The following is a 15833-nucleotide window of genomic DNA, read 5'->3' on the forward strand; positions in this document are numbered from 1 at the left end:
TGGGGTCTATAGGTAGTATTGTTAAAAAACAGCTGCGGCGAATTGCTCTACGACTCATCTTGGGTTTTATATAAGCAAGGAGTTTCATAATCGCCTGTGAAACCCATTTTCAAGGAGTATCCATGCTGAACCAGCACACCATCGCGGTCGTCAAGTCCACTGCCGCCATCCTCGAAGAACACGGGGAATTGCTGACCCGCCATTTTTATAAGCGGATGTTTACCCATAACCCGGAAGTTGCGCCCCTGTTCAATCCGGCCAACCAAACCGCTGGAAAGCAACAGCGCGCGCTCGCGGCGGCAATCACCGCCTATGCGGCAAACATTGATAACTTAGAAGTCCTTGGCGGCGCGGTGGAGCTCATCGCCCAGAAACATGCGTCACTGCTGATAAAGCCCGAACATTACCCAATTGTGGGCGAAAACCTGCTGGCTTCGATCCGGGAAGTGCTGGGCGCCGGCGCCACCGATGAAGTAATCAATGCATGGGCCGAGGCTTACGGCTTTCTGGCCAACATCCTGATCGGACGCGAAAGGCAGATTTACCATGACAATGCCCAGCGCCCGGGCGGCTGGGAAGGATTCAAGCCCTTCCGCGTCATTAGGAAGGAAAGGGAAAGCAGCAACATCACATCCTTTTACCTGCAACCCTTGGATGGTGCCCCGGTTCCTGCATTCAAGCCAGGTCAGTACACGACAGTGCGTGTTGGTGCTCCCAATAACCAGACAACCATGCGCAATTACAGCCTGTCCGACAAGCCCGGGATGGAATGGCTGCGCATTAGCGTAAAGCGCGAAGACGGGCCCGATGCGAACACGCCGCAAGGCTATGTGTCCAACCTGCTCCACGCTACGGTAAATGTAGGATCGGAAATCGAGCTGGCGCCGCCCTGCGGTGAATTTTTCCTTGACGTGACCGAGAGGCATCAGCGTCCACTGATGTTGCTGGCGGCGGGTATCGGTATTACGCCGTTGATGAGCATCCTGCTTGCCGCGTTGGAGGCAATGCCGGACCGCGAAATCATCCTCGTACACGGTATTCTGAATGAGGACGTCCAGGCATACCGCTCCGCCCTCGACGGGCTGGCGCAGAAGAACTTGCGGTTGACGCTCCATTATCGTTACAGCGACCCGGCCAAGCCAGGCATCGCACGCACCGGCAATGCCAGCACGGGGCTGATCGATGCCGCGCTGATCGAGTCCTTGCTGCCGAATCGCGACGCAGACTATTATTTCTGCGGACCCCAGCCTTTCATGGTGCATATCTTTCATGAACTGCTTGCTCGGGGAATTCCGCCAGCACAAGTCCACTTCGAATTCTTCGGGCCGCGACAGGCGATGGAACGGGCATTGGGCTGAAACAGGCCGCAAGATCACAGGGCGGGTGACGATGCTGTTTAGAGAACGGCGATCACTTGCTGCGCCTTGTGCGCTACGAGAGTTGTAGTGCCAACGATGTTATCAGACCGCATCCCGACAATGCGGTGACTGGCAAATACGAGCCCGAACCGCTGGAGAAGGTCGAGCCAAGTGGCTTTGCGTTGGAAAGTCACGAGCACACGCGCTGCTAACGATACCGACGGCGGTCTGAACCCTTGGATACCCGCAGGGACGGAGGATATCGTGCCGCTGTTTCAAGCCGTCCCAGATTCTTATTGTGCCGTAACCTTCGTCGTTTCTCCAAAAGCGGGATTAACAGCAAGCACGCCTTCCAGATTTATATTGCACCATGGGAATTGTAATTATTTGCAGTGCCGGGCATCGCGATGCTTGGCCAAGTCGGTGCTGCTGTCTTGCGCCTGCGCGCCGGTAATACAAACCAAAAACAATGTAGCAATACCGAGCGGCGTTTTAATTCAGCGTTCCTTTAGCAGGTCACTTAGCAATTGCGCATGGTTGCGGCATTGTTAGAACGTTTGCAAAGCCTTGCAGTTGACGTCCGCTAGCATAGGTGAACTGGGCTTCTATCGTCGGCCGCGCAACGTGACTACCGAAGGTAGGGACTTTCATTTGCCTCACCACCTGTGCCTAACTAGTTATGGACTACAACATCTGCTGGTCGTGACGCTGTTGGCCCAGGTGCTGATGCACGATTAGACTGTTCCAGTCTCATCGTTTCGGCTGTTTATGCGCGTTGCCTTGCATGCGACAGTGGTAAATTGAATATCCAGCCTGCCTGATCGGACTGCGCCATGCCCAAAGCCGCCAAATATTTCCTCCTTGGTCTTGCATTCCTGTTTGTCGTCGCTGCTGGCAGCATCGCCTTCATTGCCGCGACCTTCGACCCGAACGCCCACAAGCCCCGGATCATTGCGCTGGTCCAGGAGCAGAAGCAGCGCACGCTGACGATACCCGGCGACATTAGGCTAAGCTTTTTCCCTAAAATCAGTGCCGACCTGGGCCGGGTGAGCCTTTCCGAGCGCAATGCAAGCACGCAATTCGCCAGTGTCGAGAGTGCAAAGGTATCGTTCGCACTGCTTCCGCTGCTGAGCAGGCAACTGATCGTCGACCGCGTCGAGATCAAGGAGTTGAACGCTCAGCTTCGGCGCGACAAGGACGGGACGACCAATTATGACGACCTGCTGGCCAAGCAGGAAAGCAATGGCCAGCCTGTTCGCGTCGACATTCATAGCGTGACAGTCGCCAATGGCCGGATCGCGCTTGACGACCAGATGGCGCGGCGCGAGATCGAGATTACTGAACTGAACTTGCAAACCGGGCGGATAGCCAATGCCGTACCGGGCAACGCGCAAGTGACCGCCCGTATCAGGAGCACCAATCCACATTTGGATGCCAGCCTGATCGTGAAGACGAAGTTCAACTTCGACCTGGACCGCAAGCGCTATGCGTTCGACGCCCTTGAGGGCGAATTGAAAGGCGCCACGCTCGGTATCACCGACCTACTGGTGCACGTTGCCGGCAATGCCGATCTGCAGCCCGAAACCAGGCAGTTCGCGCTGGCCGGCCTGAAACTGTCGGCGACGGGCAAGCAGGCTGGAAGGCCGCTCGTGTTCAGCCTGGATGCGCCAAAACTGATTATGGCTGGTGACAAGCTCCATGGCGGCAAGGTCTCGGGCGAAGCCGGGTGGTTTTCGAGTGGCCGTAACGTGAATATGACGTTCTTGCTACCTGCGTTCGAAGGCACACGGCAGGCCTTCCAACTGCCGGCGCTCACCTTGGCTGCGACACTCAAGGACGCCACTACTGATGCAAAAGTCAGCGTGGCGGGGAGCCTGACAGGCGATTTCGACCGACTCTTGTTTTCTTCACCAGCGCTCAACGCAACGCTGTCCGGAAAACAGGGAGCGACGACCATCGCCGGCACGATTTCCACTGGGATCACGGCCAATCTGCCGTCCGGCCGGATCGACCTGCCAGGCATCGCAATCGATGTGACGCTGCCCAATCCGAGTGGTGGCGCAATGAAGCTGGGGGCCAGCGGCAGCGCATTGGCCGAGTTAAACCGGCAGACCATGAGCGCCAAGCTACGAGGAAAGCTCGACGACAGCAGCTTTGATGCAACACTTGGGCTGGTCGGATATGCTCCGGCCGCCTATACCTTCGACATCGATGTCGACAAGCTGGACGCAGACCGGTATCGGGCAAGAACGCCAGTCGGCGCCGGACAGGGCAAAGCCAGGCCCGCAGACCGGCTGGAAAAGCCGATCGACCTGTCGGCGCTGCGTCAACTGCAGGCGAGCGGCAATCTGCGGGTCGGAAGCCTGAAGGCAGAAAACATCCGGCTTTCCAATCTCCGCCTGTCGATGAAGGCGGGCGGGGGCCAACTCGACATCAACCCGCTCAGCGCCAGCCTGTATGGCGGGACCATGACTGGTGCGGCAGGGGTGGTCGCCGCAACGTCAGCGAAATTTTTTGTGCGGCAGTCGCTGTCCGGGATCAACCTTGGCCCTTTGCTGAAGGACGCGATCGGCAAGGACCCGGTGGAGGGGCGTGGCAACGTGATGCTAGATGTAACGACCGAGGGCGGGCTGGTTGCGCAACTGAAGAAGAACCTGAACGGCAAAGTGGAAGTTGCGCTGCGGGATGGTGCGGTCAAAGGATTCAATGTAGGACAGATCATCCGTACCGCCAGGAGTCGTATCGGGGAATTGCGCGGCACGGTGCCCCCGCAGTCCGGCACCGGCAACGCGGCTGAAAAGAGCGATTTCAGTGAGCTGACCGGCAGCTTCAACATTGTTCGTGGAATTGCCCGCAACCAGGACTTACGGGCCAAATCGCCATTGTTGCGTGTAGAGGGGGCAGGCAACATCGACTTCGGCGAAGACCGGCTTGATTATCTGGTCAAGGCTACCATCGTGTCCACGTTGCAAGGACAAGGCGGTCCGGAACTACAAGCGCTGAAAGGGCTGACTGTGCCGGTCCGGCTGTCGGGGCCATTCACCTCCATTGGCTATCAGGTCGACTTCACTGGCATAGCTGAAGACCTTGTCAGAAAGCAGCTGGACAGCCGCAAGGACGAGATCAAGGGCCGGGTCGAGGATCAATTAAAGGGCAAGCTCAAGGGGCTGTTCGGACGATGACTCTGGCAGCCGACATCTCTTGTTTTGAGAATTTAGTTTACCTGTTTTTGCCTTGCAGCGTCCCGTTTATCACGCGCACCGCCTGTCGCGTCCGATCATCTTTTCGGCGTGATATGAACTGAAAATAGTTCTTTGACGCGTGTGCTCCAGTCAGGAACTTGTCGGACTCTTCCGACCCGTTACTGGCGGTGGTGCAGCATATTCGGCTTCGAGCACAGATCGATAGGAAAACCCCGCGAAAACCGCTCCAAGAATCGGTGCGATCCAGAACAGCCAAAGCTGCTGAAGCGCCCAGCCCCCGACGATGAGTGCAGGCCCAGTGCTGCGGGCCGGGTTCACGGAAGTGTTCGTTACCGGAATGCTAATCAGATGAATCAGTGTCAGCGCAAGTCCGATCGCCACGCCTGCAAACCCCACTGGCGCGCGTTGATGGGTGGCACCCAGAATGACGATCAGGAACATGAACGTCATTACGAACTCGGTGATCAGTCCGGAAAGCAACGTGTACTTTCCAGGCGAATGGTCCGCATAGCCATTGGATGCCATGCCATCGGCCAGAGTGAAGCCTGCCTTCCCACTGGCAATCAGGTAGAGCATGGCTGCGCCTGCAATGCCGCCAATGACCTGCGACATAACATAGGGCAAAACGTGTTCTGCTGGAAAACGCCCGCCAGCCCATAGCCCGACTGACACTGCCGGATTGAAGTGCCCGCCTGAAATCGGACCGAGTGCGTAAGCAGCAGTCAGCACCGTCAGGCCAAACGCGAGCGAAACGCCAAGCAACCCGATACCTACCTCGGGAAATGCAGCGGCAAGGACTGCACTTCCGCACCCGCCCAAGACCAGCCAGAAAGTACCAAGGAATTCAGCAACGAGTTTCGCAGTCATGACGCTCCTCCAGCATGGTAATGGCAGAAATCGCTGCCTGTTGACCCTGACTTGGGCAGAGAACGGCTGGCGTACTACGCCGCTCATCAATCGTCAACGCTCTCGAAAGCCACGACTGCAATCCATGCAAATCAATACGTGCAGAGACCGCTGCTAATTCAGGCTGAATCAAGCATGATCGGCGTCGTCGTGATGTATTTGACGTTGGTCAGGAATTGCTGCCTTTCGGTGGCGCCAGCGACAATGGCGATCCTCATTTTTAGGAGTTGCTACCAAGAAAAAGTGCATGCATGCATCTTATTTGCGGCTTGCTACTTATTAGTGAAGCTGACCGCATCTGTTTTCAAAATTGCGCTTCCTAAAGGAATTAATTTCTGGAAATAGTTTGAGCAACGTCTGACGCACATCAACTGTGCCAAGTAATCACCAAGCCGATTCATCGCCCGGGACATGAAACATCTATAGTGAAAGTTGGCACAACTACACATGAAGGGATTCGATATGAAAGCCCCTCTCTATTGCACGGTACTTATCGGAGTTTTCTTCGGTGCGGTATTGCCTGCATCAATTGCAAACGCCCAGCTCGGTGAGCTGCTCAATAAGGAAAAGCAGGCAGGGTCGACTGGCGGTCTAGGAAATTTGGGAAACTTAGGAGGGATGGGGGGCGCATTGTCGGGCGAGTCCGTTACTGCTGGAAGCACAGGTAACGTCGCTGGCATTCTGAGCTTCTGCATCAAGAATAACTACCTGGGTGGCAACGCGGTCTCGTCGGTGAAGGACCGTCTCATGGGCAAGCTCCCAGGAGGATCTTCTTCGTCTGACAGCGGCTATGCCGATGGCGAAAAAGGTATTCTTAACAGCAGCAATGGCAAGCAACTTGATTTGAGCGGCGGAGGCTTGAAGGATAAGATCACCAAGCAAGTTTGCGACACAATTCTTTCGCAAGCCAAATCCATGCTGTAAGTCGCCTCTGAATTGATTTTCTGATAATCAGACAAATCCCGCCATTGTCGACGAACTCGCTGGATTTTACGCGCAGCACCCCGGGCTGATAAAAACATTTGGCGGGGCAGCCCCTGCAATCGCAATGGCCAAGATGAAGAATCACCTGAATCAATGACAGTTGGGAGCATACGGTCGCGAAATTAACTGGCGGCCGGTCTTCACGGCAAGGCCGTGCCCGGAATGCAGTTCGAGCACGGCTAGGTGAAACCTTTGATTGCTAAAAATCTGAAGTGGATACTGGCAAGTAGGTGGCACCACCTTAATGCGCTTTCGGCTTGCCCTTGGCCTCTGAACATTCGAATAAATTGAAGCCCGTGCTGAGATAGTTCAAATCATTGTTATAAAAGACGTTGGTTTTTAATGCCTTATGACCATAAACAACCAAGGTGCATATTATGGATTCAAGGCGTTTGTGCTCGCTATGATAGGACTCGCTATGATAGGATGTTGTAATTTAGAAAACAGGAGATCCCGATGAGCATGCTTCAAGAATTCAAAGCGTTTGCCGTGAAAGGCAATGTGGTCGACTTGGCAGTCGCGGTCATTATTGGCGCGGCCTTTGGCAAGATCGTGGAATCGCTTGTGCAAGACGTGATCATGCCGATTGTCGGGAAGATTTTCGGTGGACTGGATTTTTCTAATTACTATCTGCCGTTGAATAACCAAAGCATGCAGTTGCCTTTGGCAGAAGCGAAGAAGGCCGGCGCAGTCTTGGCTTACGGTAACTTCCTGACTATATTGATCAACTTCATTATTCTGGCATTCATCATTTTCCTGATGGTACATATGATTAACAAGGCGAGGACCCTGACCTTGCGCAAGGAAGCACAGGCGCCTGTCGTAGAAGCACCCCCAGCGGAAGATGTGCTGCTTCTTCGCGAGATACGTGATGCGCTCAGGCAGCCAGGTGCATTGCGCTAAAAATCACTTGTCAACAAACTCATTGGGGATAGCATGCTCCGTTCAGTTTTTTCAATTATTGCCGCCACTGTACTTTTTTCGCTAGCCAATGGAGCCCTTGCCCAAAATGCTACTGGATACGAGCCAAGCGCCGGCAATACAGGCGCCTCATCCGGCAAGATCGCTTGGTATGGGGGTAGGTTCAATGGTCGCAAGACGGCAAGTGGCGAACGCTTTAACGCCAGCGCAATGACGATGGCCCACAAGACGCTGCCGTTCGGAACCCGCGTCAGGGTCACAAATCTGAAAACCCACAGGAGCGTTATCCTTCGGGTCAATGATCGTGGTCCGAGTTCGCCTGACCTAGTGGGTGACGTAACGCTCGCTGCCGCCAAAAAATTAGGGATGGCGCGTTCTGGAATTGTGGAAGCCAAGTTGGAAGTTGTCGGAAGGACTCCCAAACGCACGGCCCATAAATCCTGATTATCTACCCGGTGGAACAGTGCCTCGATGAGTGCTGAACGGTGCCAGGGATGGCAATTAATTCAGCAGTGACAGAAGGTTTGGTGTTTCCGGTTCCAGTAAAATATACAGCGGCAGCGCCAGTGCTTCGGCTTTGTGCTTGTCGTATCCCTTGGCTATGAACTCGTTGATTTCCGCCTGTGTGTACACCGCGACGATCTGGAGGGCCGCGTAGAATTGTCCGGCATCTTTCAATTCCTTGGTTTTCCTAGGTAGCCACTTCTCCCAATGTTCCCCGGCCTTGATTGCCAGTTCCTGTATCCGCTGGTCCATCCCGTCTCCTCTCCCGTCTTTTCCCTGCATGGCATGATGACAACACTACAGTGGTGTGATACTGGCCGGATTGCGGTTTCTCAAATGCAACGTTGAAAGTGTCCATCTTGCCTTACTGGATAAGGCGCAATTGAATCGCTGCCATTAAGACTGACAAATATAAGACTGCGTGAAACGGGAAACCGGAAGATCTATAGCACAGGGCTGGGGCAAGGCGATTGATTGCTTGCTCAATCCCGGTTCCCTCACGGGAAAAGTGCCTGCCATTTGGGGCGTTGATTCATTTGTTGTTTCATCTTGTCGATCTGTATAGCCTACCAAGTGATTCGTCATGACTGTCGGAAACATAGACCATTGTTTCCTTAATCGGTATTGGACATCTGGACTTTAATCAGCCAACGTCCATCACGCTGACGCTCGAAAATCCGCAACGTGTTTCCACTGAGTTGCTTTACCGAATTGCTTTCTCTCGGCTTCAAAACGGTCCATCGGCAAGTCTGGTAGGCTAGCCTGCCTTCCTGGTGCAGATCAACAATTTCAAGAGTCGGCTTCAGAAATCCATTCTTCAGCATCTCAAACCAAAACTGCACAATGGCTGTACGCCCTTTGATTGGTTCCCCGCCTTGAGGCACGAAAACGGCATCCGGCGTGTACATCGGTCCAAATGCTTGGGCATCCCGGCTGTTATAAACAGCTAACCAACGGCTATTCTCGGCTTCCATTTCTGCGGCAAAATCTGTCGCAGCAACACCAGTGGAAGCCCAATGCAGGATAAAGAATATCGCAGCAACGAAGTTGCGCCGGAGCTTCATTCACGACTTCCTCTCCCGACAGGAATTGCACAGAGATCGTTGCGACTGATGGACAGCACCGTGCTTCGCCCAAAGGCATGCCAGTCAAGAGCCTGAGGGCTTGGTCCGGTCAGCCGCAAGCGTCTGCACAGCGTATTGGCCATCAAGCACAATTCAACAGAATAACGGGCAAAGGCCACGCCAACGACAGGCGTGACCCAATGCAGTCGTTTACGCAAAGTTAGTCTTTGAGGTCTGCGGGCACCTTTCCGCCATTCGCGGCCAGTTTGTTCATTACCTGACGGTGAAGCCAGATATTCATCGAGGCAGAATCATTCGTGTCACCGCTATAACCTAGCTCGCCGGCAAGTTCCTTGCGTGATTGCAGGCTGCTATCAAGACCAAGCAGCTTGAGCAGGTCGACGATGGAGGTTCGCCAATTAAGCGTTTGTCCGCTTGACTGCGCCATGCCGTTTAAGATTTGTTCAACATCGACTTCCGGCATGTTCTGCGTCGGCGCCGCTGCGGACGTAGTGGCTGGCCCAGTGTTGTCAGCTTCTGGAGCAGCAGGTGAAGCTGCGGCCGGTGCATCTGCCTGAGCGACAGCGGGATGGGAAGAAGGAAAGATTTTATGGAATATATTGCCTAGTATGCCCATATGTTGCCTCTCTTTAAGATTAGATGAATTCCTGCGGTCGGTAAAGAAATACGGATTTATCTGGTATTTCATCCCATTCCTGCTGTATGGGAAGGGGCCTATCAAATTGACAAGTTTTAGCAAACTACGTTCCCAAAATATCCTGCGTACAGGATACTTTAGGTAATCAGGTTGATCCATGCGGTCATTTGCCTTTTAGCAAGCAGTACGATGAAAGTGCGTATTACGCTCAACGACATATCGCCCCTTTGACAGGAGTGCTTTTGAACTTCATCCCTTGGATTAAGAATTCTCGTCACGCAAAAAAGGCAATTTTCGCAGCCTGTGCATTTTGGCTTACGATAATGCTGGCCTTGGGCATTGCTTTGGAGCGGGAACGAAAGCTCTACCTGCAGCAGGCCCAGCAGGAGACTTCCACATTGGTGTCGGTGCTGGAAGAAAACACTGCGCGTACATTTGAAAATGTCGACATTGCTTTGCACGGCATCGCTATCTATCTGGTGAATCAGCACTCGGCCCGGCACGATTTACGGACTCGGGAGCTGATGCTCGGCTACATGAAGCACCTTCCCGAAGTCAGAGCGCTATTTGTCATTAGTCCGGATGGATTCATCCAGCATGACACCGACTACCCCAAGACACCTGATGTGTCTCTGGCAGACCGAGAGTATTTCCGTCAGTACGTCGAGCGTCCTGATCTGATGCAAGGCCTGTCTTCTGCCATGCAAAGCCGTTCAGGTGCTGGCTGGTTTCTCGCCTCGACTCGCAAAATTGTTTCGCCTCGCGGTGAATTTTTAGGCGTCTTGGTTGCGGCAGTACAACTTGATTCCTTCTCTAACCTATACAAGAAGTTGGGCTTACGCCCGGGCCATGTGATGTCCCTATTTCATGCTGATGGTCGGCTTATTGCGCGCTATCCTCCGGACGACATGAATATCGGTCACAGTTACGCTTCCTTGCCTTTGTTCTCTGAACACCTTCGACATCAGGACGCTGGCGTCTATACGACGAATGGCCCACCTTTTAATACTGCGCGCGTGCTCAGCTACCGAAAACTCGACAGTCAACCGTTCGTGGTGGCGTTAAGCACCGAGGAACGGGTTGTTCTCGCAGGCTGGCATCGCACGGTCAACGGCGCAATTAGTGCCGTCGTCGTTTTTTCATTGCTTACGGTTGCCGGCGTGTTTTTTTTCATTCAGAGGCAGGAGCAAAAACAGCACAAGATTGTCCTTCAGGTACTCGCCTCAGAGTTGACCCATGCCGATCGCCTGAAAACCGAGTTCCTTGCAACACTTTCTCATGAAATGCGGAACGTGCTCGCGCCGATGCAGAACGGGATGAGCATTTTAAATCATGCCTCGCCGGGATCGGAACGATTTGCCCGGGCTCATGGAGTTGTTCAGCGCCAACTTGAGCAGATGCGCCGGCTGATAGATGATCTGCTAGACGTTGCCCGTGTCAACAGCGGGAAGGTTCGGCTGGAACGCAAGTCTGCGGATCTCAGAGAAATCTTGGTAAGCGTACTTGAAGCCGCTCAAACATTCATGGATCCAGCCAGGCACATGTTGAAAGTGAGCTTGCCGGATGGACCATTGAAAGTGGACGTTGACACAGTCCGCATGCAGCAAATTTTCATTAACTTGCTGAGCAATGCGGCGAAGTACACACCTCCCGGCGGCCACATTGAGCTACAGGCCCACAAGGAAGGCAGTATGGCGGTTGTGAAAATCAAGGATGATGGCATGGGAATTCCTGTTGCAGCGCAGTCAAAGGTCTTCAACATGTTTGAGCAGGTCAGCGAGCACGAGGCCAAGGCACAAGGGGGGCTCGGTATTGGCCTGTCGCTTGTACAGAGACTGGTGGCACTGCACGGAGGACGTGTGGAGGCGTTTAGTGAGGGCCTTAACCGGGGTAGCACCTTTACAGTCTACCTTCCGCTCACCGAGCATTCGACCCCGCCCTTTGAGTCGTTGCAATTTGATAAAAAGCTTCTAACCGATCGAGACACGCGTCATCGACTTGACGCATCTGGCAGCTGAATCGCAAACCGCGGCGCATGCCTGAAAAGCACTCATTGCTAAGAAGATACATTAAAGAATCGTCGATGTAGTAGCGAATACCATAGCCCGACTGTGCCAGACAGCTGGCGTTTGCTAGACTTATCCGACTGTCCGGTTTTTCTCGCATTGCTGTCATTCGTACAAATTCGCCAAATGGCGGCTATGGGTCGATAGCGGCAGTTGCCGTAGCGCAGGGCACGAGGCATTATCAAGCTGTTGCAAAGGAGTAAAGTTTGGCCGAAAGTTAATAACGGCAAGATTTAAAATCACTTAAGTCATTGTTTTTGAAGACAATGGGTCATTTGCGTAGTAACACCCCGCGGCCAATAAAAAAGCCGCCCCGGAGGGCGGCTTCTGACTGAGACGACGATCTTTCCCAGTAACTACATGCCTCTCCTGGAGGCGTGGCTTACGCGAGATAAGCAGCGTAAGCGCAGGATTCGTCCGACTGCGAGTCACGCAGGTCAACCATGAACAGCACCGCGATAAACGCAGCAAGCTTCGCCGGGATTTTCTGGGCTTGTTCAAATGGAACGTACAGGGTTTGAAGTTTTGCGGTGGTCATGGTGTTGCTCCTGATAATAAATATTCGATGAGCACAAGATAAGAGCGAACGATCAGGAAATCCAATTGCCATCACTGATGAGTGTTATAACGAAAGCGTATGCGCCAGCGCTTGTCATATAAGTTTCGGCATATGGGCTGGCAGAAGACGGTGCTGAGACGTCTGGTACCTGCTCCCGTGAAAAGGGGAATCCATTTCGGCAGCAAGCATCCTCGGCGGCACCTGTCTGCGCCCTGCGTGCCGCGGTTTCGATCGGGCAGTCGCACCAATTAAAAAGCCACCTTGCGGTGGCGTTTTAATTGGTGGAGGCGGCGGGAATCTCCCGGTCTTCGCGCCGGCAGGCGCGAATCCGCTGCGGCAGCGGCGAGCATGCTCGCCGAAACCCTGCCTGCGCCCCGCGTCCCGCGGGTTCGATCAAACAGTCGCACCAATTAAAAAGCCACCTTGCGGTGGCGTTTTAATTGGTGGAGGCGGCGGGAATCTCCCGGTCTTCGCGCCGGCAGGCGCGAATCCGCTGCGGCAGCGGCGAGCATGCTCGCCGAAACCCTGCCTGCGCCCCGCGTCCCGCGGGTTCGATCAAACAGTCGCACCAATTAAAAAGCCACCTTGCGGTGGCGTTTTAATTGGTGGAGGCGGCGGGAATCTCCCGGTCTTCGCGCCGGCAGGCGCGAATCCGCTGCGGCAGCGGCGAGCATGCTCGCCGAAACCCTGCCTGCACCCCGCGTCCCGCGGGTTCGATCAAACAGTTCCACCAATTAAAAAGCCACCTTGCGGTGGCGTTTTAATTGGTGGAGGCGGCGGGAATCGAACCCGCGTCCAGAAGTACTCTACAGACAGTTCTACATACTTAGCCTTGCCATTTGATTTAATCCATACGCCGCGGACAGGCACGCTACGGCTGGACGAGTCACCTAAATTTAACTTCATGCCAAGTAACCCGACATGTCGCGATTCTCTGTAAATGACTCTGCTGTTGTTGCCAACCCACCCCAGAGACCCGGTGGTGCAGAGCTAGCGGGTTTTTAAGCCGCTAGGGGTATTACGCTGCCATTGCTGGTGCGTAAGCTTCGTCGTTTGCGTTTAAGCAATTCTGGATGGATTTGCGAGGTAACCAGTCCTCGGTATGCCCTGCGCTGCTTTGCAACCCCTGTCGAAACCAGGTCGCCCCCGTAAGCAGTTTGCCATTGTACCGCAGAAGATGTGGCTGACGATCCGTCTTTCAAGAGCCAATGTGTGGAATCAGGTTGAGCAGGCCAAGCGGCGATTCGGCGATTGCATGCGCATTCCATTGGGTCGGTCCGTCGCTGCCGCAATAACCCCAGGCGGCGGCGATGGTGACCATGCCTGCAGCGCGTCCGGCCTGGATGTCGCGCATGTCGTCGCCAACATACCAGCAGGCCGCTGGCGCAACGCCCAGGCGTTGCGCCGCTTCGAGCAGAGGGGCAGGGTGGGGCTTGGCATGCGGCGTGGTGTCGCCCGATACGATGCAGCCTGCGTGGCCCAGGCCGATCAGCGGAACCAGTGGGTCGGTGAAACGCATCGCCTTGTTGGTGACGATGCCCCAGCCTATTCCTGCGGCCTGCAGGCGGTCGAGCAGGTCCGGAACGCCGTCGAACAAGCGGCTGTGGACGGCAATCGACGCTGCATAGTTATCGAGGAAAGCAATGCGCAGCGCTTCGTATTCCTCGGCGTCGGGTCCCAGGTTCAGGCCCGCGCCTATCAGGCCGCGCGCGCCGGCCGATGCATACGGCCGCAGGCTTTCGTAGGGCGCCGGCGTCAGGCCGCGGTCGGCCCGCAGCCTGTTCAGGGCTGCTGCCAGATCCGGAGCGGTATCGGCGAGCGTGCCGTCGAGGTCAAACAGGATAGCTTCCGGACGCCCGGAAAAAACGTTCGTTGTCATGGTTGCCTGATCAGCTGGCCGGACGGCTGGCAGCCACCAGATAGTTGACGCTGGTGTCCTGGTTCAGCGAGTACACCTTGGTCAGCGGGTTATACGTCATGCCCTTCAGCGCTTCCAGGTTCAGGGCGCTGCTGCGGATATATTGCGCGAGTTCGGCCGGCGTGATGAACTTTGCGTAGTCATGCGTGCCTTTTGGCAATAGGCGCAGGATGTATTCGGCGCCCAGCACGGCAAACAGGTAAGACTTGGGATTGCGGTTGATCGTTGAAAAGAACACATGGCCGCCGGGCTTCACCAGCGCTGCGCAGGCGGAAACCACGGCGCCCGGGTCCGGCACGTGCTCCAGCATTTCCATGCAGGTGACGACGTCGAACTTGCCCGGTTCGCGGGCCGCCATGTCTTCCGCCGAAATCAGCTCGTACTTTACCCGGACGCCGCTCTCGAGGCTGTGCAGGTCGGCGACTTTCAGCGCCTTTTCCGACAGGTCGATGCCGGTGACATCCGCGCCCTTGCGCGCCATGGATTCGGCGAGGATGCCGCCGCCGCAGCCGATATCGAGCACGGTCTTTCCGGCCAGCGGGACGCGGCTGTTGATCCATTCCAGCCTGAGCGGGTTGATCTCATGCAATGGACGGAATTCGGAACCTGGGTCCCACCACCGATGGGCAAGGTCGCTGAATTTCTGCAGTTCTAGGGGATCGGCATTCATAGGCGCAATGATAAAGACAAATCGGCAGCGTCGCTGCCGACTTCAACAAGGAAAGCGCCGCAGGCATTCGTAATTCCGGCGCATAAAAAAACCCCGCCGAAGCGGGGTTATTAAAGCTGAATCGATTACCTGTTGCGGGTACCAACAACTTCGATTTCCACGCGACGGTTCTTGGCGCGGCCGGCTGCAGTCTTGTTGTCTGCAACTGGTTGCTTCTCGCCCTTGCCTTCGGTGTAGACGCGGTTGGCTTCGATACCGCGGGAAACCAGATAGGCCTTGACGGCTTCAGCACGGCGGACCGACAGACGCTGGTTGTAAGCGTCGGTACCGATCGAGTCGGTGTGGCCGACTGCGATGATGACTTCCAGGTTCATGCCTTGCAGCTTGGAGGTCAGGTCGTTCAGCTTAGCCTTGCCATCGGGTTTCAGGACGGACTTGTCGAAGTCGAAGAACGTGTCGGCAGCGAAAGTAACTTTTTCAGAGGTAGGAGCAGGTGCTGGTGCCGGTGCTGGGGCTGGTGCCGGAGCAGGAGCTGGTGCCGGGGCGGGAGCCTGGGCCTGAACCAGAGGGCCGTCGCAACCTGGAACTGCGTCAGCCGGGGTCCAGTAGCCGGTGCGCCAGCACAGACCAAACGGATCGCGCACGATCACGCCTCGGGAATCCTGCACGTACGCGCTGTTCGGCTTCTTGGCCTGAATATCAGTAACCACTTGCGCGGATGCAGAAAAAGCCACGACTGCGGACGCAGCGAAGACGAGTTTTCCTAATTTATTCATGTTTCTCCTCTCGGGTGAGATATCCGCAGATGAACTGCGCAACAAATCGACACATCAAAATAGTTGGTGAACGGATAATACCATGCGGTTTAGGCCATTACACATACAGAATTGACTATATGCAATGAACTTAACTAACCTACATTTTGCCACAGGCTGACCACCGGAACGGCTCTTGTCAAATAGCCCAAACTACGTTTTTGATAGTTTGTAGTTTTTCTGCAACATCGGCTCCTGCTGGTTCGC

General features: G+C 55.0%; 14 protein-coding genes and 1 other RNA gene. 6 read left to right on the forward strand and 9 right to left on the reverse strand.

Going from position 1 to position 15833, the window contains the following annotated elements; all coding sequences use genetic code 11:
* Positions 1-122: 122 nt before the first annotated feature.
* Positions 123-1358 (forward strand): NO-inducible flavohemoprotein, encoded by a 1236-nt coding sequence (hmpA, locus tag QOL82_RS01330; RefSeq protein WP_283440414.1) that lies wholly within the window; start codon positions 123-125, stop codon positions 1356-1358.
* 833 nt (positions 1359-2191) lie between these two features.
* Positions 2192-4540 carry an AsmA family protein gene (locus tag QOL82_RS01340; RefSeq protein WP_283440415.1) on the forward strand — a complete coding sequence of 783 codons (2349 nt, stop codon included), beginning with the start codon at positions 2192-2194 and terminating at the stop codon, positions 4538-4540.
* Positions 4541-4690: 150 nt separating this feature from the next.
* On the opposite strand, the gene aqpZ is transcribed toward QOL82_RS01340, so the two are convergent.
* Positions 4691-5428 (reverse strand): aquaporin Z, encoded by a 738-nt coding sequence (aqpZ, locus tag QOL82_RS01345; protein WP_283440416.1) that lies wholly within the window; start codon positions 5426-5428, stop codon positions 4691-4693.
* A gap of 501 nt (positions 5429-5929) precedes the next feature.
* Between aqpZ and QOL82_RS01350 the strand changes: the two genes are divergently transcribed.
* The 3 genes from QOL82_RS01350 to QOL82_RS01360 all read left to right on the forward strand — a co-directional run bounded on the left by QOL82_RS01350 (position 5930) and on the right by QOL82_RS01360 (position 7816).
* Entirely contained in the window at positions 5930-6391 is a 462-nt protein-coding gene (locus QOL82_RS01350) for a YjjA family protein (protein WP_283440799.1), read from the forward strand.
* 516 nt (positions 6392-6907) lie between these two features.
* Positions 6908-7354, forward strand: a complete 447-nt coding sequence (gene mscL / locus QOL82_RS01355) for a large conductance mechanosensitive channel protein MscL (protein WP_283440417.1) — start codon at positions 6908-6910, stop codon at positions 7352-7354.
* A 33-nt stretch (positions 7355-7387) separates the two neighbouring features.
* Positions 7388-7816, forward strand: coding sequence for a septal ring lytic transglycosylase RlpA family protein (locus QOL82_RS01360; RefSeq protein ID WP_283440418.1), 429 nt, complete (start codon positions 7388-7390; stop codon positions 7814-7816).
* A gap of 57 nt (positions 7817-7873) precedes the next feature.
* Here the strand turns inward: QOL82_RS01360 and QOL82_RS01365 are convergent, their stop codons facing one another.
* The 3 genes from QOL82_RS01365 to QOL82_RS01375 all read right to left on the reverse strand — a co-directional run bounded on the left by QOL82_RS01365 (position 7874) and on the right by QOL82_RS01375 (position 9577).
* On the reverse strand, positions 7874-8128 hold the full coding sequence (locus tag QOL82_RS01365) for a hypothetical protein (protein WP_283440419.1): 255 nt from the start codon (positions 8126-8128) through the stop codon (positions 7874-7876).
* A gap of 362 nt (positions 8129-8490) precedes the next feature.
* Positions 8491-8940 carry a YybH family protein gene (locus QOL82_RS01370; RefSeq protein WP_283440420.1) on the reverse strand — a complete coding sequence of 150 codons (450 nt, stop codon included), beginning with the start codon at positions 8938-8940 and terminating at the stop codon, positions 8491-8493.
* Positions 8941-9160: 220 nt separating this feature from the next.
* Positions 9161-9577, reverse strand: a complete 417-nt coding sequence (locus tag QOL82_RS01375; RefSeq protein WP_283440800.1) for a DUF3597 domain-containing protein — start codon at positions 9575-9577, stop codon at positions 9161-9163.
* Positions 9578-9840: 263 nt separating this feature from the next.
* Here QOL82_RS01375 and QOL82_RS01380 point away from each other — a divergent pair, with 263 nt between their 5' ends.
* On the forward strand, positions 9841-11616 hold the full coding sequence (locus QOL82_RS01380; protein WP_283440421.1) for a cache domain-containing sensor histidine kinase: 1776 nt from the start codon (positions 9841-9843) through the stop codon (positions 11614-11616).
* Positions 11617-12046: 430 nt separating this feature from the next.
* Here the strand turns inward: QOL82_RS01380 and QOL82_RS01385 are convergent, their stop codons facing one another.
* The 5 genes from QOL82_RS01385 to ompA form a co-directional block, all read right to left on the reverse strand.
* Entirely contained in the window at positions 12047-12202 is a 156-nt protein-coding gene (locus tag QOL82_RS01385) for a hypothetical protein (RefSeq protein WP_283440422.1), read from the reverse strand.
* Between the two features lie 786 nt (positions 12203-12988).
* Positions 12989-13371: a transfer-messenger RNA gene (gene ssrA / locus QOL82_RS01390) on the reverse strand.
* 50 nt (positions 13372-13421) lie between these two features.
* The gene (locus QOL82_RS01395) at positions 13422-14102 is read right to left on the reverse strand and encodes an HAD family hydrolase (RefSeq protein WP_283440423.1); all 681 of its coding nucleotides are present in this window, start codon (positions 14100-14102) and stop codon (positions 13422-13424) included.
* A gap of 10 nt (positions 14103-14112) precedes the next feature.
* Positions 14113-14811 (reverse strand): bifunctional 2-polyprenyl-6-hydroxyphenol methylase/3-demethylubiquinol 3-O-methyltransferase UbiG, encoded by a 699-nt coding sequence (ubiG, locus tag QOL82_RS01400; RefSeq protein ID WP_283440424.1) that lies wholly within the window; start codon positions 14809-14811, stop codon positions 14113-14115.
* 125 nt (positions 14812-14936) lie between these two features.
* Entirely contained in the window at positions 14937-15587 is a 651-nt protein-coding gene (ompA, locus tag QOL82_RS01405) for an outer membrane protein OmpA (protein ID WP_283440425.1), read from the reverse strand.
* Positions 15588-15833 lie beyond the last annotated feature (246 nt).

This window comes from Noviherbaspirillum suwonense, assembly GCF_900182955.1.
Lineage (GTDB): Bacteria > Pseudomonadota > Gammaproteobacteria > Burkholderiales > Burkholderiaceae_D > Noviherbaspirillum_A > Noviherbaspirillum_A suwonense.